14 protein-coding genes and 1 pseudogene are annotated in these 19,990 nt (G+C 63.5%); 3 read left to right on the top strand and 12 right to left on the bottom strand.

Going from position 1 to position 19,990, the window contains the following annotated elements:
- Positions 1-34: 34 nt before the first annotated feature.
- The 5 genes and pseudogenes from AB7245_RS35565 to AB7245_RS35585 form a co-directional block, all read right to left on the bottom strand.
- Entirely contained in the window at positions 35-2,125 is a 2,091-nt protein-coding gene (locus AB7245_RS35565; protein ID WP_135214820.1) for a hypothetical protein, read from the bottom strand.
- Positions 2,126-3,118: 993 nt separating this feature from the next.
- Positions 3,119-4,765, bottom strand: coding sequence for a GMC family oxidoreductase (locus AB7245_RS35570; RefSeq protein WP_085405174.1), 1,647 nt, complete (start codon positions 4,763-4,765; stop codon positions 3,119-3,121).
- Positions 4,766-4,779: 14 nt separating this feature from the next.
- Complete coding sequence (locus tag AB7245_RS35575) at positions 4,780-5,373, bottom strand: GNAT family N-acetyltransferase (RefSeq protein ID WP_028147003.1); 594 nt, start codon at positions 5,371-5,373, stop codon at positions 4,780-4,782.
- 157 nt (positions 5,374-5,530) lie between these two features.
- Positions 5,531-6,457: an SMP-30/gluconolactonase/LRE family protein gene (locus tag AB7245_RS35580; protein WP_085405175.1), complete on the bottom strand. Its 927-nt coding sequence runs from the start codon at positions 6,455-6,457 to the stop codon at positions 5,531-5,533.
- 240 nt (positions 6,458-6,697) lie between these two features.
- A pseudogene (locus AB7245_RS35585) lies at positions 6,698-7,542 on the bottom strand (AraC family transcriptional regulator).
- A gap of 170 nt (positions 7,543-7,712) precedes the next feature.
- Between AB7245_RS35585 and AB7245_RS35590 the strand changes: the two are divergent.
- A complete protein-coding gene (locus AB7245_RS35590) occupies positions 7,713-8,816 on the top strand; it encodes a mandelate racemase/muconate lactonizing enzyme family protein (RefSeq protein WP_085405177.1) in 1,104 nt (367 codons plus the stop codon).
- A gap of 9 nt (positions 8,817-8,825) precedes the next feature.
- On the opposite strand, the gene AB7245_RS35595 is transcribed toward AB7245_RS35590, so the two are convergent.
- Positions 8,826-9,182, bottom strand: a complete 357-nt coding sequence (locus AB7245_RS35595; protein ID WP_085405178.1) for a hypothetical protein — start codon at positions 9,180-9,182, stop codon at positions 8,826-8,828.
- 185 nt (positions 9,183-9,367) lie between these two features.
- Between AB7245_RS35595 and AB7245_RS35600 the strand changes: the two genes are divergently transcribed.
- Positions 9,368-9,592, top strand: a complete 225-nt coding sequence (locus AB7245_RS35600; RefSeq protein ID WP_041953164.1) for a hypothetical protein — start codon at positions 9,368-9,370, stop codon at positions 9,590-9,592.
- 280 nt (positions 9,593-9,872) lie between these two features.
- Here the strand turns inward: AB7245_RS35600 and AB7245_RS35605 are convergent, their stop codons facing one another.
- Positions 9,873-10,529 (bottom strand): glutathione S-transferase family protein, encoded by a 657-nt coding sequence (locus AB7245_RS35605; RefSeq protein ID WP_085405179.1) that lies wholly within the window; start codon positions 10,527-10,529, stop codon positions 9,873-9,875.
- A 169-nt stretch (positions 10,530-10,698) separates the two neighbouring features.
- On the opposite strand from AB7245_RS35605, the gene AB7245_RS35610 reads away from it, so the two are divergent.
- Positions 10,699-11,922 carry a polyhydroxyalkanoate depolymerase gene (locus tag AB7245_RS35610; protein ID WP_094184518.1) on the top strand — a complete coding sequence of 408 codons (1,224 nt, stop codon included), beginning with the start codon at positions 10,699-10,701 and terminating at the stop codon, positions 11,920-11,922.
- A 42-nt stretch (positions 11,923-11,964) separates the two neighbouring features.
- On the opposite strand, the gene AB7245_RS35615 is transcribed toward AB7245_RS35610, so the two are convergent.
- The 5 genes from AB7245_RS35615 to AB7245_RS35635 all read right to left on the bottom strand — a co-directional run bounded on the left by AB7245_RS35615 (position 11,965) and on the right by AB7245_RS35635 (position 19,984).
- Complete coding sequence (locus AB7245_RS35615; protein ID WP_085405180.1) at positions 11,965-15,294, bottom strand: adenylate/guanylate cyclase domain-containing protein; 3,330 nt, start codon at positions 15,292-15,294, stop codon at positions 11,965-11,967.
- 314 nt (positions 15,295-15,608) lie between these two features.
- Positions 15,609-16,124, bottom strand: coding sequence for a hypothetical protein (locus AB7245_RS35620; protein WP_063981455.1), 516 nt, complete (start codon positions 16,122-16,124; stop codon positions 15,609-15,611).
- A gap of 197 nt (positions 16,125-16,321) precedes the next feature.
- Positions 16,322-16,759 carry a hypothetical protein gene (locus AB7245_RS35625; protein WP_244623163.1) on the bottom strand — a complete coding sequence of 146 codons (438 nt, stop codon included), beginning with the start codon at positions 16,757-16,759 and terminating at the stop codon, positions 16,322-16,324.
- A 160-nt stretch (positions 16,760-16,919) separates the two neighbouring features.
- On the bottom strand, positions 16,920-17,843 hold the full coding sequence (locus AB7245_RS35630; protein ID WP_085405181.1) for a helix-turn-helix domain-containing protein: 924 nt from the start codon (positions 17,841-17,843) through the stop codon (positions 16,920-16,922).
- Between the two features lie 272 nt (positions 17,844-18,115).
- The gene (locus AB7245_RS35635; protein WP_094184520.1) at positions 18,116-19,984 is read right to left on the bottom strand and encodes an ABC transporter ATP-binding protein; all 1,869 of its coding nucleotides are present in this window, start codon (positions 19,982-19,984) and stop codon (positions 18,116-18,118) included.
- Between the last annotated feature and the right edge of the window lie 6 nt (positions 19,985-19,990).

Raw genomic sequence — 19,990 nt, forward strand, 5'->3', positions numbered from 1 at the left:
TTCCTACCGCTACTCTGGGCCGCGCTTCCCCGCGTCATCTCGGATTCGGATGACCGTCAAGGCGGAGCTGATAAACGAAATAGGTTGGGGTACAGAACCCGATCTTTCGGCTTCTCAAGTTATTCAACGCCGGGGCACTGACGTTGAACCTTACACTCGAGACAAAATCCGGCATCTGCTGGCAAATATAGTCCTCGCGGCAAAACCGCGACGGCGAGCATGTGTTCAGGAGGCCGCGGCCGACGCCAGCGGCGAAAATGCCGCTGTCGAAATATCCCTTGGCCATCTGCTCAAAGCCCTTGCCTCCGACGATCGCGCAGATTTCCTCGGGCACGCTGCCCGGCCGGATCACCGCCAGCGACGCCTCCTCGGGCTTGCAGGGACGCGTGACGCGGCCCAGCGGCACGCCGATCTTCGTTGGACGGCAGTTGTAGCCGTAGCCGCTCAATTTTCCTTCCGACAGCTTGTAGACGAGTTCTTCCTTGCTGACGCGGTCGCTGAACGCGCGCAGGTTGAAGCCGAGCGGGTTGTTGGCGGCGGTCTTCGCTGTGGAGTCCTCGATGACGTTTGAGCGGCAGCTCAAACCGGCGGCGACATTCTGTGCCGCGGCCACGCATTGGCCGAGATTGGAGGAAGTCGCAGCGTTCGTCACCAACGCCTGACAAGTGAGGTTACGCGTGGCATTGCAGCTCCATTTCGCGGCCTGCGCCAGATCCGCATTCAAAGGGCACGGCATGTTGTCGCCGGCGACAACATAGGCCGGATTTCCGCTCTCCCAGGCCGCCGGGGGCGCCGAAGGATGCGGGCGAAAACTGTTCGGCGCCTGACCGAGCGAAACCCGCTCGACATAGTCCTTGCGGCGAACAAGTTCCGCGTAGACATGGGGCGAGAACGGCAATTGCAACTCGTTACCGTCAAGGGCGTTTCTGATGGCGTCCGCGTCGCGGCCGAAATCGAACCGGTCCACGCCGAGAAAATGGAATCCGGCGGTCGAGGATGATTGATGGCAGCCCATGCAGGACGACGTGTTCAGGCGTTCGAGCAGACCCGCGCCGGATTGCACGAATTTTGGTGACCTCCCGGGGACACCCGCCGCCGCGACGATCCGTGCCGCCTGCTCGCTGCCGATTGCGAGATCGAAGGGACGATTGGCCATGCGCGCGCTGCCGGCAGTGGAAAAACTCAGCGCGATATCGGCCTCCAGGCTCTCCGGTATCCTGAAGGTGCCGTTGTCGATCTCGGCGATGTGGCCTGCGAGATAGTCCTGCAACTGCTTCTGTTTGGCGGGATCCTTCAGGATTGCCTGCACATCGGGCGTATTTTCCAGCCGTGTCGGCTGAAACTTGCCATCCCTCAGCGCGAAGATCCGCATCCAGTAGATCGCCTGTCCGGCGAATTTGCGGTTCTCCATGTTTTCGAGGTCTGATGGGAAGCGCACCACCTGCGCATTGATCTCCATCTGCTTGAAGATTAGTCGCGAAAAATCCAGCGGCCCCTGCAGCAGGCGTTGGGCAACCACTGCCGGATCGTCAGTATCGATCCCGGCGACGCGCCAGAGCGAGGCGACGTTCTGGCAATTCCTGCCGTCATCCGCGTAACTGAACACCATGTTCACGGTGAACGGCATGCGCGACGCGTAAGTCTTGCCGTTCATCCTCACTTCGTAGCCGAGCCGGTAGATGAAACGCAATTCGCCGCAATGCGCGGAATTGAAATCGCGGCGGTCCATCCGATTGACTACGCCCGACAGGAGGAACAATCCGTCGCTGGAACCGAGCCATCTCTCGTTAAACACGCGCGCAACATTGCCATTCAGCCGCAGCGTCTTGCCAGCGTCCGTTTTGGCCGACTTCGGGTCGTAGGTTTTCAGGATCTCCTTTTCCCAATCGATGCCGAGTCCCGCTGTGATACGCGTGATGTCGGCGGACATCACGGCAGCAAACTGCGCGTAGGTCCCACTGAATTGAGACAAATCGCTCGCCCGCGTCGGGCCGTCCGCGACCGCCGGCTGCGGCAGCTTTTGCGCGGCGTGAATTTTCCTGAACAGGGTCACCAGCGAAAGCGCGGATGAATTGTCATGATCGAGCACCGCGAGCAGAGGCCCCTGGCTGATCAGGGTCGTCACCTCTGCGGAAGCCCGGGGAGACTGGGCAAAGCAGGGAGAGATCGTGAGAATCAAGAGGCAGAGTATTGAGATGAAGCGCATCTGCTGTTTCTACTACGTCAAGGCGCATCCCGCAATTTAAGGGTGAATGTCCCGAGGAGCCCGCGCTCGAGGAAAGAGGGAAAGCGCACACTCTCCACATCGTCATTGCGAGCGCAGACGCGCCGCAGCATCCTCGCGGCGCATTTCGCCCGAGCTTTGCTGTCTCCGTTACGCCCTCCAGGAAAGAGGGCGCAGGGAAGGCCGGGTGCCGGCTGGCACCCACGGTCCGCTGTGCGAAAGCACACGCAGAAGAACTGCACAGCGGCATACAGGTGAAGCCAAACACACGGCCTTCCCTGCGCAGTGGTCGGACGGCGTATGCCGTGCTCTCCCGGGAGCCGAGTTCGTTCTGGCCTCCCTCACCCCTGCGAAAGTCGCCGACACCGCGCCGGTTGACGCAAATGCCGCATCCGCAAGAGCTTGACCGTAGCAACGACGGCCAGGACCACACGATTTTGCCGTACGCACACAGCGCCGCTCGTCCGCACGAAGCCTCAGGGCTCACGGAGAGCAATCCGCCCTGCCCTTAGCCTCTCGCGCCCGACGCTGCCGCGTCCACCGCAACCCGGCCCGCGTTTCGAACGACTCGCGAACCGCCCCTCTTCCTCGGACCGGGCTGTTTCGATCTATGCCGCAATTCCGAATTTCGGTAAAGTGGAATATTTTTGTGGGAAGGGATTGACGGGTGACGGGGTGTTTTGCCCGACGGGCTAAACCACCGCGACATGCAACGCTCTCGGTGTCCCGGACGCGCTGCAGCGTGCAACGCTGCTGCGCAGAGCCGGGACCCACGCGTACGATCGCGCTCTCGGTCACATGGGCCCCGGCTCTGCAGTGCACCGCATCGGACGATGCTTCGCATCGCCGGGAGCGCTGCGCAGCGTCCGGGGCATGAGACCTTCCTACGCCACCCTACGCCACTGCGGCGTCCGGAATCCGCGCGGCTTCTATCGGCTGCTTGCCGCGGATCAGGTCCGAGGCACGATCCGCGATCATCATGGTGGAGGCGTTGAGATTCGCTGAGATCATGCGCGGCATCACGGAGGCGTCGATGACGCGGAGGCCCTCCAACCCGTGGACGCGGAGCTGGTCGTCGACCACCGCCCACGTGCTGTCCGCCGGGCCCATGCGGCAGGTGCAGCCGGGGTGGAAAGTGGTGGTGCCGCGTTCGGTGGCGGCGGCGAGGAATTCGTCGTCGGTGTTGATGTTGGGGCCGGGGAAATCCTCGTAGGCGTAATAGGGCGACAGCGGCGCACTCTTCAAAAGCCTGCGCGCGAGCTTCATGCCGCCGACGATGACGCGGCGGTCGAGCTCGGCGTCGAGATAGTTGGTCTGGATGATCGGCGGCGCGAACGGATCGTTGGAGCGGATGCGGACATAGCCGCGGCTCTCCGGGCGCTGCTGCCAGGACGCCACCGTCATGCCGGGCTCGTCCTCGAGCTGGCCCTGCACGCCTTCCTTGTAGCTCGCCGGCGTGAAGGTGAGTTGCAAGTCGGACGAGTCCGCGCTCTCGCCGGAGTGCCAGAAGCAATAGACCATGGTCGGCGACAGCGAGAGCAGGCCGCGGCGCGCGGTCGCCCATTTCAGAGCCTCGATCCACAACGAGAAGCCGCGGCGGAGCTCGTTGATGGTCTTGATGTCCTTCACGCGCGCTACGGTGCGCGGGGCGTAATGATCCTGCAGACCTTCGCCGACCGGCAGCGCATGGCGCACCGCGATCCCTTGCGCGCCGAGCAGATCGGGTGAGCCGATTCCGGAGAGCTGAAGCAGCTGCGGCGAATTATAGGTGCCGCCGGACAGGATCACTTCCTTGTTGGCGCGCACTTCGACCGGCGTGCCGCCGCGGCCGCCCTTGCTGTAGCGCACGCCGACGGCGCGCTTGCCTTCAAAAATGATCTCGGTCGCGTGCGCGTGGGTGTGCACATGCACGTTCGGGCGCTTCATCGCGGGCTTGAGGAACGCGGTCGAGCCGGAGACGCGCAGGCCCTTGTCGATGGTGCGCTGGCAGTAGGAGACGCCTTCCTGCTTAGCGCCGTTGTAATCGGGGTTGCGGGGAATGCCGAGCGAGACCGCGCCTTCCATGAAGGCCTCGCAGAGCGGATCGCGCCAGTCCATGGTGGTGACGGTGAGGTTGCCGTCGCGGCCGCGATAGGTGTCCTCGCCCTCGCCGACCCGCTTTTCCAGCCGCTTGAAGTAAGGCAGCACGTCGGCATAACCCCAGCCGCGATTGCCCATCTGCGCCCAGGTGTCGAAATCCATCCGCTGGCCGCGATTGTAGATGTGGCCGTTGATCGAGGACGAGCCGCCGAGCGTCTTGCCGCGCGGCGCATAGATGCTGCGCCCGCCGGTGTAGGGCCCCGGCTCCTGCTGGTAGGCCCAGTTGATGCTCTTCATGTGGAAGGTCTTGATGAAGCCCGCCGGCAGATGGATGTAGGGATGCCAGTCGCTCGGGCCCGCCTCGAGCACGCAGACGCTCACGTTCGGATCTTCGCTGAGCCGGCTGGTCAGTACGCAGCCGGCGGAGCCCGCGCCGACGATCACATAATCGAATCTGTCCATGGTGCCTCGGCCGCTCAGCGCGGCTTGTCGTTGAGTTGATAGTTCAAATGCGTCCGCACCGTCGGCCATTCGGCGGCGGTGATGCTGTAAACCACGGTGTCCCGCAGCGTGCCGTTCGGCGTGACCTGGTGGCTGCGCAGAATGCCGTCCTGCTTGGCGCCCAGGCGCTCGATGGCGCGGCGGCTCTGGTGGTTGAAGAAATGCGTGCGGAATTCGACCGCGATGCAGTTCAGCGTCTCGAAGGCGTGGGTCAGCAGCAGAATCTTGCACTGCGTGTTGAGCGGCCCGCGCTGCGCGCTCTTCGCATACCAGGTCGAGCCGATCTCGACGCGGCGGTTGGCGGCATCGATGTTCATATAGGTGGTCTGGCCGACGATCTTGCCGCCGGCATCGAACACGGTGAACGGCAGCATCGAGCCTGCGGCCTGGAGGCCCAAGCGGCGGTCGATCTCCTTGGCCACGTTCTCCGGCGTCGGGATCGCGGTGTACCAGATCGTGTAGAGCTCGCCGTCCTTCACGGCCTCCACCAGCCCCTCGCGATGCTCTTTCGACAGCGGCTCGAGACGGGCGTGCTGCCCACGCAGGGTGACGGGATCAGGCCAGGGCATTTCTCTCTCCATAATGACTGCCGTCCTTCCGAGGCGCGACGACGTCGCGAGCCCGGAATCCATAATCACCGCTCGGGGTTATGGATTCCGGGCCTGCGTGCTGGCGCACGCATCCCGGAATGACGACCGACGCATCGGCACGGCTGCTCAGATACATTCACTTATTCAGAAAGTTCAACGGCAAACCGCAGCGCGGCCAGTCCATGGCGATCAGTTCGCCCTTGCCTGAGAGCGTGATGTAGGCGGTCTTGAGCTCGGGACCGCCGAAGGCGATGTTGGTGGTGACGCGATCGCCGGTCGGGACCTGCTCGACCAGGGTCCCGTCAGGCGCGATCACCGAGATGCAGCCGGAGACCAGGGTGGCGACGCAGACATTGCCGTTCGCCTCCACCGCGAGCGAGTCGAACATCTGGTAGCCGCCGAGGCCGCAGATCGGCTTGCCGCGCTCGCCACGGTAGATCACCTCGCGCGGCTTAAGCGTGCCGGGCGCGGACAGCTCATAGGCCCAGAGCCGCCCCGTCGGGGTCTCCGCGATGTAGACGGTGTTCTCGTCCGGCGACAGGCCGATGCCGTTGGCCGGCAGCACGCCATGCACGACCTCGACGATCTCGGTCATGCCGGGCTTGAGATAATACATGCCGCCGACATCCATCTCGCGGGCGCGGCGCTTGCCGAGATCGGAGAACCAGAGGCCGCCATGCTTGTCGAAGACGAGGTCGTTCGGCCCGCGCAGATCGTGCTCGCCGCATTTGGTCACGACGGTCTCGACCTTGCCCGATTGCAGATCGACGCGCTGGATCGAGCCACCGAGATAGCTGTCCGGCTGCGGGCCGGGCATGATCATCTTGCCGGTCGGAATCCAGGAGAAGCCGCCATTGTTGCAGATGTAGATCTTGCCGTCGGGGCCGAGGGCTGCGCCGTTCGGGCCGCCCGGCACCTTGGCGACGACCTCCTTGCGGCCGTCGGGATGGATTCGGGTCAGGCGCTGGCCGCGAATTTCCACCAGCACGACCGAGCCGTCCGGCATCACCACCGGCCCTTCGGGAAATTCGAGGTCGGTGGCGAGAATGCGAACGTTGGACATGGGGACCCTCCCGGCTGCTTGTTATGGCTTGCACGGGATGTCCGGCACGGGCCCCACACGCAAGATTTGCCTGCGGTTATGACAAAGTCGCCGGGGCTTGCCAAGCAAGCGGGATGGTATGCCAGCGTTGCAACGTAAAGCGCGATGACATATCGCGCTTTAGGTCTTGCTTGAGCATGATCTCTTCGGAAAACCGCTGCGCACTTTGCGCGAACGCGGCCCTTCGGGTCCGGATCGTGCTTACTCCCGCACTGGTATCCAAATCTCGAAGCCGCCATTGCCGGTCGCGGGATCGAATTTCTCGTCATAGCGCTCGAAGTTCGGCGCATCCGCGGCCTTCAGGCCGGACGCCGGCAGCCACTGATTCCAGATCGTGTTGACGGTGCGGCGGATCGAGGCGACGTGCTCGGTGTGGGTGAACACCGCGTAGCGCTGCTCGGGAATGCGGATGCGACCGAAGCGGCGCGGCAGGTCGGAGAAATCGGCGACCTCGACGCCGGCGATGTAGTCGAAATTGCCGGAATCATCGCCGTTGCAGCAGACGCCATAGGCGACTTGAGATTTTCCCTGGCCGACGCGCGCGGGAACGTCGGCGACCTCCTGATGGAAGCGGTGCCACAGCCCCGGAATGGCGGCGCCGTTGTCGCAGGAGATGCGCTCGGCGGGGCCGGCGACGAGGAAGGCCTTCGCGGTTTCGAAACGCGGCGGGACGAGGTGGTCGAGCATGGTGGAGTCCATGAGGATCGGCTCCTGAAGCTTGAGTTTGTCGAGGCGCGTTGCCGCCCGCACCGCTTCGGGTGTGGTGCCAAACTGGTCGCGGAACGCGCGGGTGAACGCTTCGTGCGAGCCGTAATCCGCCTCCAGCGCCAGCGACAGGATGTCCGGCGCGCCGTTCGCAAGACTGCGCGCCGCTTCCGTCAACCGCCGCGCGCGCACGTAGCGCATCACAGGAAGTCCGGTGGCTGCGGCAAACGCCCGCACGATGTGGAACCGCGACACGCCAGATATCGCAGCAATCTCGTCGGGCGTCATCGGCTCGGCAGATGGCTCTCGATATACCAGAGCGCGCGCTGGGCTGGGTTCATGCGTCAAGGGCCCTCGTTCGAAGCCTGGCGATGATGCGCTGACGGCCACCGCCTCGCTTGATCGGCATTGCTGTCCTTGCATGAGAATAGTTCCGGAATAGCCACTGGCAACGCCCCGGCATTCGCAGCTACACTCATCGCAACCGCTCACCAGAAAGAGGAACCGCGTCATGGAAATCACCGATGTGCGGGCGCACCATATCCGCATCCCCTATGACGCCGGTGTCGCGAGCTTTCGCCAGGGCGCGTCCGCAATCTCCGCGCTCGACATGGTGCTGGTCGAGGTCACGACCGATGCCGGACTGACCGGCTGGGGCGATGCCTTTGCCTATGTCTCCCCCCGCACCACGCGAAGCGCCGTCGAGGAGATGATCGCGCCGCAGGCCCGCGGGCTGAAGGTTCCCGATGCCGCCGGCATTCCCGCGGTGATGGAACAGATCCAGCGCAACCTGCATCTGTTCGGCCGCTACGGCATCACCATGTTCGCGATATCAGGGCTCGACATCGCGCTGTGGGACCTGGCTGCGAAGATCGAGGGCGCGCCGCTGCATCGCCTGCTCGGAGCAAGCAAGCGCTCGAACATCCCCGCCTATGCGAGCCTGCTGCGGATCGGCTCGCCTGAGAACATCACGGGCGAATGCAAGAAGGCGCTCGCGCTCGGCTATGGCGCCATCAAGCTGCACGAGACCACGACGCCGGCGGTGTTTGCCGCGCGCGAGGCCATTGGGCCCGGCATCCCGCTGATGGTCGACATGAACTGCCCGCTCACAGGCGAGCAGGCGATCGCATTCGCGAAGGCGTGCGAGGACGCGCAGCCGATGTTTCTGGAAGAGCCGGTCTGGCCGCCGGAGGATTTTACCACGCTCGCCGAGGTCCGCCGCAAGGGCGGGCTCGGCGTCGCCGCCGGCGAGAACGCCTGCACGGAGTATCAATTCCGCCAGATGATGAATGCAGGCGCGGTGAGCCACGCCCAGCCGTCGGTGACCAAGGTCGGCGGCATCACGGAATTTTTGAAGGTCGCCGCACTCGCCGATCAGCTCGGCGTCAAGATCGTTCCGCACTCCCCGTATTTCGGTCCGGGCCTGCTGGCGACATTGCACCTGCTGGCGACGCGTGACGACGGGTTGGTCGAGATGTTCTATCTGAAACGCGAAGCGTGTCTGTGGGGCGGCCGCGCCGATGTCGATACCACCGGCCACGTCGCGGTGCCCTCGGGACCCGGGCTCGGCTATGAGCCCGATCGCGGCGTGATGGAGCGCTACCGCGTGGCGTGACGGCGACGCCTATTTCGCCGCATCCTTCGGTGGCGGCGCGTCCTGCTTCTTCTTCAGATCGTCCGCGATCTTCACCTGTGCAGCCTGGAGATCGCCCAGCGTCTTCTGCAGGCCGGCCACAGTCGTCTTCAGCGCGTCGATCTGGCGGTTGGCGGCATCGAGCTTCTGCTGATGATCGAGCGTCAGCTTGGTGATCGTCTTCTGCAGGAAGTCGACGTTGCTCTGCAGGCAGCTCGTGCGCCGCTCCATGGTCTTCTCGACGGTACAGATCTCGATGCCGGGCACGTCTTGCGCGCGGACCGGCGCAATCGCCAGCGTGGCGAGCAACAACATCGCGAAACAAACGCCGGCACTTCGAAGCGACATGCAGGTTCCTCGTCCAAATCAATCACGGCAATGTGCGCTTTTTGCTCGCCGACGCCGGAGGCTACCACACTCGTACCGCATTCTCGCGTTGAGCTTGGCTTGTTCCCTTGGACGGGGAGCAGTGAACCGTGCGCGGAAGAAAGTGGGCGCTCTTTCCGCGACTTTGATTAGGGGAGATTTTTGGAATGGCAACGCGCGATAGACGTCTGGCGGAATTCGATGGCGCCGGCGAACCGCCACCTGGCCTGCCGGTGGAGGTGCTGTGCGAGGACCACAGCGGAACGTATCAACTGCCGTTCGCCTGCCGCTATGTCGAGGGCCGCTGGCAGAACGACGCGGCCGGCGTCCCGGTGGAAGCCACTGTGATCGGCTGGCGCGTGCCGCGCGCCAAGCACTCGGGCTTCGCCTAACGAGCGGCGTCTGTCTCAAAATGCAACGGGGCCGCGCTCTGCCTTAACGAACGGAACGCGGCCCGAACGAATCACGTCCGAATCAGCCGGAACGCCGTGTACGCAGCTGTTCACGGCTAGATGTCGCAACAAGCCCGCACGCGTATACAATATCTGCGCAGCACGTGGGCCGGCCCGAGCCGGCTGCGGGTGCTAAAAGTTAACGGCTTCAAAGACATGGCAGCCGGCTGCGGCAGCCCTGGTCTCGCTCCCAAAACAGGCAGGCGGGCGCCAGGCCTGCCTAATATTCGACCTCGAGCTCCTCGATCTCGGCCGGCTCATCCTTGGCCGCCGCGATCCATTCCTTCATCTCGGGCATGGCCATGATGGTATCGGCATAGGCCTTCAGCAGCGGCTCGAGCTTGACGTCATAGGTCACGAAGCGCGTCACCACGGGGGCATACATCGCATCCGCCATGGTGCGCCTCGCGCCGAACAGGAAGGGTCCGCCTGATTTCTCCAGGCAGTCGCGCCAGATGGAACAGACGCGGTCGATATCGGCCTGCGCGCGCGACCAGATCTTGAAGCCGGGGAAGTGCCCCTTCAGATTGACCGGCAGCGAAGCGCGCAACGTTGTGAAGCCGGAATGGATTTCGCCGCAGATCGAGCGGCAATGCGCCCGCTGGACGCGGTCATCAGGCAATAGACCGGCTTCCGGCATCGCCTCGTTGAGATATTCGGCGATCGCCAGCGTATCCCAGACCACGGCGCCGTCGTGGCGCAGGCATGGCACCAGGATCGACGACGACAGCAGCAGGATTTCGGCGCGTGCCGACGCGTCGTCCGGCGCGGTGACGATCTCCTCGAAATCGAGCCCGGAAAATTTCGTCAGCAGCCAGCCGCGCAGCGACCAGGACGAATAGTTCTTGCTGCTGATGGTCAGTGTCGCCTTCGCCATATGGCCCATTCCCTACGCCTGTGACTTGCACGCCGCCCGGCCCGCGGGAGTGCTCATGACCTGTGCTTCCCGCAAAAAGAGGAGCAAGCGATGTGCCAGTTTTGAGGGCGGCAGGGCTCCCGTTTGGCTTCGATATTGCATGACAGCACGGGAAGGTGGGCGTTTCAGTATGATGTCGATGTATTATCAGGCCTTTCAGAACCATATGGACCTCACCGCGCCGTGGCGGGCGGGAGCTTCGTCCGCGCTCAGATTCCTCCATCTGGTGCCGCAGGGCCTATCGGATCAGGTCGTCGGCCGGCTCTCGGCCGCGCTGGAGCTGATCTCGCGCTCCACCCTCACCTATCACCGTCCGGCCTACGGCATCGACAGCGTGATGGTGGGCAACCGCGAGGTCGGCGTCACCGAGGAGGTCGCCTACGCGACGCCGTTCGGCTCGCTGCTGCACTTCAGGAAGGACGGCGTGCCGGAGCAGCCGCGCATGCTGCTGGTGGCGCCGATGTCGGGCCATTTCGCCACGCTGCTGCGCGGCACCGTGAAAACGCTGCTGCAGGATCACGACGTCTACATCACCGACTGGCACAATCCGCGCGACATTCCACGCCGCGAAGGCCGCTTCGGGCTCGACGACTACACCGATCATCTCATCGACTTCCTCGGCCAATTGGGCCCGCGTCCGCACATGGTCGCGATCTGCCAGCCCTCGGTCTCGGCCCTGGCGGCCGCCGCGGTCATGTGCGAGGGCAACCACCCCTCGCGGCCTGCGACGCTGACGCTGATGGCGGGTCCGATCGACACGCGCATCCAGCCGACCAGGGTCAACGAGTTCGCCAAGAGCAGGCCGATCGACTGGTTCGAGCAGAACCTGATCAACTACGTGCCGGTGCAATGCCGCGGCGCGCTCCGCAAGGTCTATCCCGGCTTCGTCCAGCTCACGGCGTTCGTCTCGATGAATCTCGAGCGCCATATCAAGCAGCACATGGATCTCGCCAACCATATCGCCAAGGGCGAGAAGGAGAAGGCCGCCAGCATCAAGACCTTCTACGACGAATATTTCGCCGTGATGGACCTGCCGGCCGAGTTCTACATCGAGACCGTGCGTGACGTGTTCCAGGAGCACCTGTTGCCGCAAGGCAAGTTGATGCACCGTGGCCGTCCCGTGAACACCAAGGCCGTCAGCCGCATGGGACTGATGACGGTCGAAGGCGAGAAGGACGACATCTGCTCGATCGGCCAGACGCTCGCCGCGCAAGACCTCTGCACCGGTGTGCGCGCCTATCGCCGCGTCCACCACATGCAGGCCGGCGTCGGCCACTACGGCGTGTTCTCGGGCAAGCGGTGGAATAACGAGATCTATCCGCTGCTGCGGGATTTCGTGCACGTGAATTCCTGACTGTCATTCCCCGCCCATCGACTGGGGGAAAACGGCACGTGCCTAATGCACTTGCTCCAGCAGCTCTTTCGCTTCCACGACTTCAGAAAGATTTCGCTCCACATCGAATTCGGCCAGCACGGGAGCGAGCATTTCGGATACCCCGCCTGCTCGGCCATTTCTCTTGTGCAGGCGAGCAAGTCCAAGGGCGCTGCGCAGCTCGAAAGTCTTCGTCTGCTGGTGTCGTGCGATCTCAAGCGCTCGGTTGAGGGAAGCTTCGGCACTGGCTTCGTCCGAAGGATCAAGACGCGACAAAAGCTCGCCGCGGGCGCGATGCAGCTCGGCATCAAGCCAATGCTGGCCGGATTGCCCGGTCCACGCGATCAATTCGCTCAAGATTTCCAGCCCGGTTTCGAGTTGGCCCGACGCTGCGTTCGCCAAGGCGACGTGCATCCCCCAAAACGGCTCACAGAGATAGCAGTCATTCTCGTGCAGCAAAGTCCAGCCGCGACGCATTTCCGTCAGTCCGGTCATTTGGTCGCCTGCACGCCACTTGGCGAGGCCATTCAGATAGGTGCCGGCGGCCACATACAACGGCATCGTGTGGTCGCGCGCGAGACCGAGCGCCAAGATCGTCTCCGTTTGCTGCAACACGCCTCCGCATAGTCCGTCGAACACGGCGCGATGAACCAGCGCGTTGGCCTGGGACAGCGCCCGTTTTTCTCCCGAAGCACTCACCGCTTCGGCGGCGAGGCGGCGTGCGCGCGCGATCTTGCCAAGCGGCCAAAGCACCAGGGCAAGAAACCTCATGATCACGAACGGGAGATCCAGTGCCGAAGCCCTGAACGTCGCGGGATCCGGCTCGGCACCATAGATCTCGAGTGCCTGCTCGAGATGCATCCTCGCGTTCAAGTAATCACCGCCGAACCAGCAGGTAACCCCGCCCGTCCAATGTGCAACGACAGCGGCCACCGGTGAGTCCGGTCGTCGGTCAGCGGCGCTCCTGATGGCATCCGCCAGCTCCAGCATCGGAGCGAGTTCGCCGTGTGTCAGGCAAGCATTGAAGAGACCCGAATGGACCGGCGCGAGTTCAACGGGATCATTGATGTCGGCAGCGAACTGTCGGGCACGCGTCCATGCGGCTACCGTTTCGGGAGCGCTATGGCCGAGGCTGCCTCGCAATGCACGGCCATACTCGATTTGAAGATGCAGCCTGCTCATCATCCGGCGGGGATCATCCGGCACCTCGTCGGCGGACGCAATCGCCTTGCCGAGATGCGCGATCGCCTCGGAATAGGCCGAGCGCTTCAGTGCTTGCTGGCCCGCCTTGCGCCACCATTCGAGGGCGATCTCGCTCAGCCCCGCCTCGGTGAAGTGGTGTGCCAGAACTTCCGGCTCAGTCTCGGCAACGACTGGAAACTTCTCGCGCAGAACATCGCCGATGCGCTTGTGAAGCATCTGCCGTTTGCTCTTGAGCAGGCCTTCATAGGCCGCTTCCTGAACGAGAGCGTGCCTGAAGCTATAGTTTGCGTCGGGCGGTGTCCCGCGACGCACCAGCAGTTCCGCCTCTTCGAGTTGCCCCAGCGCAGCGCTCAACGTCAGATCATCGCGTCCCGTCACATATCTTAGCAGCGCGTATGAAAAGTCGCGGCCGATGGCGGCGCCTATCTGCGCCACCTCCTTGACGGGCGCCAGCCGGTCGAGCCGCGCCATCAGCGAATCCTGCAGCGTCGCGGGAATAGCGAGCGGCGGGAGCGGACTATCGAGGCGGTAGCGTCCGGAATCTTCGACGAGCAGTCCGGACTCCAGCACCATCTTGGTCAGTTCCTCAACGAATAGCGGGATGCCGTCCGTCTTGTCGATGATCTGCTCCATCATCTCGCGCGGCAGCTGGCGGCCAACGGTCACCTGCTCGACCAGCGCACGCGTGTCCTGCCGGTCGAGCCGGTCGAGCCGCAACAGGCTGACGTTGGCGAGGCCCGACCAGGAGGGCTCGAACTCTGGTCGGGCTGTCATGAGCATGAGTATCGGCAGTCCCCTGATCCGGTCGACCCCGAGATCGAACAGTTCAAGTGTCGTGGCATCGGCCCAATGCATATCCTCGCAGATAACCAGCAGGGGCTGCTCTCGCGCCAACCCCTCGAGCTGATCGAGAAGCGAGGCAAATGTCTGTCGCCGCTGCTGCGCCGGGCTCAAACCAAGCGGCGGATAATGGTCGCCGGTTGGAATCGAAAGGAGAGCCGCAATGAGCGGTGTCGCCCGGGCGACCTGTTGCGTTCCAAGCGCCAGCATTGCCTCAAGCTTGTCGAGCTTTTGCCCCGGCGTGTCGTGCGAGCGGATACCGGCTGCGCGCTCCAGCTGCGCGACAAAGGGATGAAGCGCGCTGTTGGTGTGGTAGGGCGAACACTGATATCGCACCCGGCGATGCGCCCCCAACGCGGGGTTTTCGGACAGCGTTGCGACAATGCGCGACTTGCCGATGCCTGCTTCGCCGGAGATCAACACCATCTGGCCCTGCCCCTGCCATGCCAACCGCTGGCGCGAGAGCGTGAATTCGATCTCCTCCTTGCGACCGACAAAGCCGATCGAACGCGCTGCGCGGACCGCCTCGAAGCGACTTTCCGATGCGGCCGCCCCCTCGACCGCCCAGACCGCGATGGGTTCGGCTATCCCCTTGACCTCGCGGCGGCCGAGATTGCGAAAAGTGAAGAGATCGCCAAGCAGCCGGCGCGTCGACGAGGCGACGACGACCACTCCCGGTTCGGCCAGGCTCTGAAGCCTGGCAGCAAGGTTTGGTGTATCGCCGACCGTTGCGTGCTCCTCCGACGCATCGCCGCTGATGAGGTCGCCGATCACCACAAGCCCGGTCGCGATTGCGATCCGCAGTTCAACCCGTTCGGTCGCGCCCGTCCTCAGTCGCCCGACCGCAGCGATGGTGTCGAGGCCCGCGCGCACTGCGCGCTCCGCATCGTCCTCGTGGGCGCGGGGATAGCCGAAATAGACCAGTATTCCGTCACCGACGAACCTGGCGATCCTGCCGTCATAAGCAGCGATGACGCCCGCACAAGCGGCGCGGTAGGCCCGGATCACTTCCCACATATCCTCGGGATCGAGACGCGCGGAGAGCGCAGTCGAGCCGACCAGGTCGCAAAACATAACGGTCAGGTGACGCCGCTCGGCGTCGTGAGGAGGAGCCGGCGATGCGATCAACGCGGCTGGATCGAGGTCGGCAATGGCACGCAGCATTTTGCGGCGATGGCCAAGCAGGACTCCGAGCTTATCGAAGTCCTCGGCCATCAGTTCGGGAAGGACGCCCATGTCGATCCCATTTTGGACAAAACGCTCTGCGTATTGTCCAAGCCCCAGCTTCTCGAGCCACTCCGCAATCTGCATTGGCTCCACCGATCGTGCGGTTGGCGGTTAGCAGAATTTTGGACCACGGCGCGGGGACAATATCCCAACGCCACCATGATGGCACGTCTTGTTTGTTGCGCGATAACTTAGGTTGCTCAGTACCGATGCCGCTTCCAAGCAAGGACATTGCTCGATGCAAACGGTCGCGCTACTAAAAATCGTCTGCACGCAGCGTTGAACGACAGAAGTTGCGATGAGCCGTCAACCACTCGCCTTCAGACCTGACGTCAGCACTGGCACTGGTGCCCACATCACGACGCCAAGCAGACGTTTTTCCGTGAGCACAATTGTCTTCATTCTTCGTCCTTGGGCACTACGTAGTTGCGCGCCATCGTTCCCGCCGCAACTTGAAGCGAAGACCCAACGACCCAACAGCCGGCGAGAAACGCTATCAGCGCATTGGGTAGGCTTTGATCAAGGACAAGGATGCTGACGGACAGAGTTGCTGCAATCGCCGCGCCGAACGTACCGGCCGCACTCATGATCTCAGCAACCTCAGAGCCGTTGTATTCTTCCGAGGTGCTCGAAATCGACCTCCGAGCGACAGACCGGGACAAATCAATTCCAACATAATAGCTGAGAGCTCCGTAGAGCATTGTTAGCAGCACGATCCAGCCGCTTTCAAAAAGCCCGCCTTTCTGACGCAACAGGGTCGCACCCACATAGAGGCCGCAAGAGGCCCCAACGGCTGCTAGCCCAATTCTTTCGAGGAGATGGGCCGACTTGATAAGACTGGAACGGGCGATCCCAAGATTACCGGCGTACCTCGTTAGGGAAAATGCGCTGAAAACTGCGTTGCCTATCTTCATTGGGGGCTCCTCAATAAGTAGCAGCCTACCGGCCGACCCCGATTAGAAGCTGCGTGGACGCGCTTCGCGATGCCCTTGATTCCAATTTCCAAAAGATGTGGCTGAGTGATGGGGCTGGCTTGCTCGTAACCAAGACGAGAGCCAGTCCAAAGCTGCGAGCTCGCGGCTTCGCAGGCATTGCATCTCACCCGTGTCTGTCAGTCAGCTCCGGGTGCAGCAATTTCTTGGGGGAGAGTTAGCTCGAAAAGAGAGTGATGGACTATGAGACTGTTCACATACTCCTGTTCCCTGTCGCTCCATCCAGTCACGATCTCAGGAGGACTAAGTTTGCATCGTTGCATACGCGGGAGCGCAGAAGCGCGAACTGACAGGCGCCGTGAGTTCGCAAGCTGTCCCGCGTTGCGCCACGCCAGATCGATTCGCGCCGTGTAGGCCGCGGCGCGCCGCAAAAATCTCGTCAGGCGGATGGCCGATGCCGTCGGCGAGATTGTCGCGATTGTCCTCGTCCGGCCATCGCTGGTCGCGTCCATGGTGCGATCGCCGGGACGGTCGAGCAGGGCCATCCCGTTGAGGTGGATATCGCCGGCTGGGATGCGCCGCGCGAAATCCTCGTGCAGGAAATCGGCGGACTTCACCCTGGCTTCGTCCTCCCTCGCGCGATGTCGCCGCCTGCTGAAGGAATGGCCGGGATGCTTGCCCTGAAGCGCAGCGCCTCACGAATTCACGGGCACGAAGCGCGCGATCTCGCTGGCGAAGCGGCACTGATTTGGATTCTGATTTTGACGCGAAAACGCTCTACTCGTCCCGCCCGCCATGGGTTTCGCGGCGCCATGCGCCCGGACTGACGCCAACCATCTGGGTGAACACCCGCGTGAAATGGCTTTGATTGGCAAATCCGGCCGAGATCGCAATCTCGGACAACGGCAGGTTGCGGACCGTCATCAGCTGCGTGGCCGCCTTCACGCGCTGGCGCAGCAGCCATTGATGCGGCGGCAGGCCGGTGGAGATCCGGAATGCGCGTGAAAAGTGGCTGACCGAGAGGCCGAGTTCGGTCGCGATCTGCTCCAGCGCGACCTTGCCTGAGAGATCGGAGTCGAGCCGGTCGCACGCGCGCTTCACCTGCCATGGCGCGAGCCCGCCGCGGTTAGGCTCAGCGACAGGCTTCAGCCCGCCATAGGTCTGGGCGACGTGGGCGGTGAGCGCGAGCATCATGTGATCGACGAAAAGCTGGTTGGTCTCGTCAGGCCGACGCAGTGCTTCCTGCAAGCTGGCGCCGATATGACGGATGACCCCGTCGTCATGCCCCACACCGGGCTCGTAATTGAGCTCGCCAATGCGCGGCGCGCCGGGTTGCCTCGCCATGTCGTGAAGGGCCGAGCGCGGCAAATAGAAGAAGAGCGAGTGAAACGGCTTGTCGATCACATAGCGCGGGTCGCGCTTGAGGTCGTACAGATAGGTCGCGCCCGCACGAATATCCTCCCTGGTGACGTAGCGGCCTTCCTCCCAACATTCGCAAGCGGGATAGTCGCGGAGCTTCAGGCTGACAAGGTAAGCATCTTCAGCCGGCAACGAGCCGGAAAGTTCGGACGTCGGCTTGTCATTGCGGACTTCGGTGACCGCGAGCTCCGCGCTGCGCAGCGAGCGCGTGATCAGAACCGGAGCTTCCTTCACGTGAAGGCCCCGCCCGAGCCTCTGCCCGTAGACGCCTGCTTGTGTCATTTCAATATTCCATCCGTGAAAGGCACGTCTGCGACGGCCTTTCCGAGTCGATGCATTATCGGAGATCGACGGCAGACGGTCCAGCTTCGCCGGATTAGCATATAGATTGTGGCAGCCGGTCGCACTCCGCCGCGACGAGGTGAATTCATTGTGATTTCAGCACGATTTCACAGGCTTGGCATCGCGAAGGACAACACCGTTAACGTGTGCGGCAGATCATGGCGCGATTTTATCGTGCGTTCTCGAAAGCATCCGCTGAGCGCCTTCGCGCGCTAGGCCGACCATTCCTCGCCCCAGACCTGGACGACGTGGCCGGGCGAAACTTCGCGATACTGCCGGACTGGCGGCTGATAATCCGGTGCGCGCACCGGGCTTCTGATCTCGTCGTTCGAGGTCTCGCGCTTCGTGCCGCGGCGCGATGGATCGGGCACCGGGACCGCGGCCATCAGCTTCTTCGTGTAGGGATGCTGCGGATTGCCGAACAAGGCTGCGCGCGGGCCGGTCTCGACGATCTCGCCGAGATACATCACGGCGACGCGATGGCTCATGCGCTCGACCACCGCGATGTCGTGGGAAATGAAGAGATAGGCAAGGCCCATGCTGGCCTGGAGGTCGAGCATCAGGTTGACGACCTGCGCCTTGACCGAGACGTCGAGGGCGGAGACCGCTTCGTCCGCAACGATCAGCTTCGGCCCGAGCGCGAGCGCGCGCGCAATGCAGATGCGCTGGCGCTGGCCGCCGGAGAATTCGTGCGGAAAGCGCGCGGCCATATCCGCGGTCAGGCCGACGCGCACGAGGAGGTCGGCGACCTTGTCGCGCGCCTGCGATGCCGTGGCGAGCCCGTTGGCGAGCAGCGGCGCTGCGATCGCCGTCCCCACCGACATGCGCGGATTGAGACTCGCGAACGGATCCTGGAATACGATCTGCATCTGCTTGCGGAAGTCGCGCAAGGTCCGGGCGTTCATGGCGAGGACGTCCTGGCCGTCGACCAGGACGGTGCCGCTGTCGGGCTCCGTCAGCTTGAGGATGGAACGGCCTGTCGTGGATTTGCCGCAACCGGACTCGCCGACCAGCGCCAGCGTCTCGCCGGCGCGCAGGGTGAAGGAGATGTTCTCGACCGCGTGGACGCGGCCCGAAACCTTGCCGAACAAGCCGGAGCGGATCGGAAAGCGTGTGGTGAGGTTGGAGACTTCGAGCAGCGGCCGCTCCGCGGTTGAGACCGTCTCAGGTGTCTCCGTTGGCTCGTCCGAGGTGCCCGTCACCTTGTCGACGATCGGAAAACGCATCGGCCGCGTCCGCCCGCCCATCGAGCCGAGACGCGGTACGGCCGCGAGCAGCGCGCTCGTATAGGGATGCGAGGGCGCAGCGAAGATGCGCGCGGTCGCATCGGTCTCGACCGCCTGCCCGCCATACATCACCACGGTACGGTCCGCGATCTCGGCGACCACGCCCATGTCGTGGGTGATGAAGAGGATCGACATCCCCTCCTCCTGCTGGAGCTCCTTCAGAAGCTCCAGGATCTGGGCCTGGATCGTGACGTCGAGTGCCGTCGTCGGCTCGTCGGCGATCAGCAGCTTCGGCTTGCAGGCGAGCGCCATCGCGATCATCACGCGCTGGCGCATGCCGCCGGAGAAACGATGCGGATGCTCGTGGAAGCGTGACGCCGCCGCGGGAATGCGGACACGATCGAGCAGACGGATGGTCTCGGCCTCCGCCGCCGCGCGCGACAGGCCGCGATGCTGGATCAGCGCCTCGGCGATCTGGAAGCCGATGGTGAGCACCGGATTGAGGCTCGTCATCGGCTCCTGGAAGATCATGGCGACATCGTTGCCACGAACATCCGTCATGCTCGCTTCGGACAGCGTCAGCAGATCGCGGCCCGCGAGCGTGACGCGCCCCTCGACGCGGCCGCTCTCCTTCGGAATGAGCCGCATGATGGAAAGCGCGGTGACGCTCTTGCCCGAACCGGACTCGCCGACGATCGCCACGGTTTCCTTGGCCGCGATATCGAACGACACGTCGCGGACGACGGGAATCCATTGCCGCTCGCGCAGAAAGGACGTGGTCAGGCCCGCGACCGACAACACGGGCGCCTGCGCTTCGGCAACGATCGGATCAGGCCTGCTTGCGCCGGTGCTCATGCGATT

This window comes from Bradyrhizobium sp. 604_D8_N2_3, assembly GCF_051810765.1.
GTDB lineage: Bacteria > Pseudomonadota > Alphaproteobacteria > Rhizobiales > Xanthobacteraceae > Bradyrhizobium > Bradyrhizobium barranii.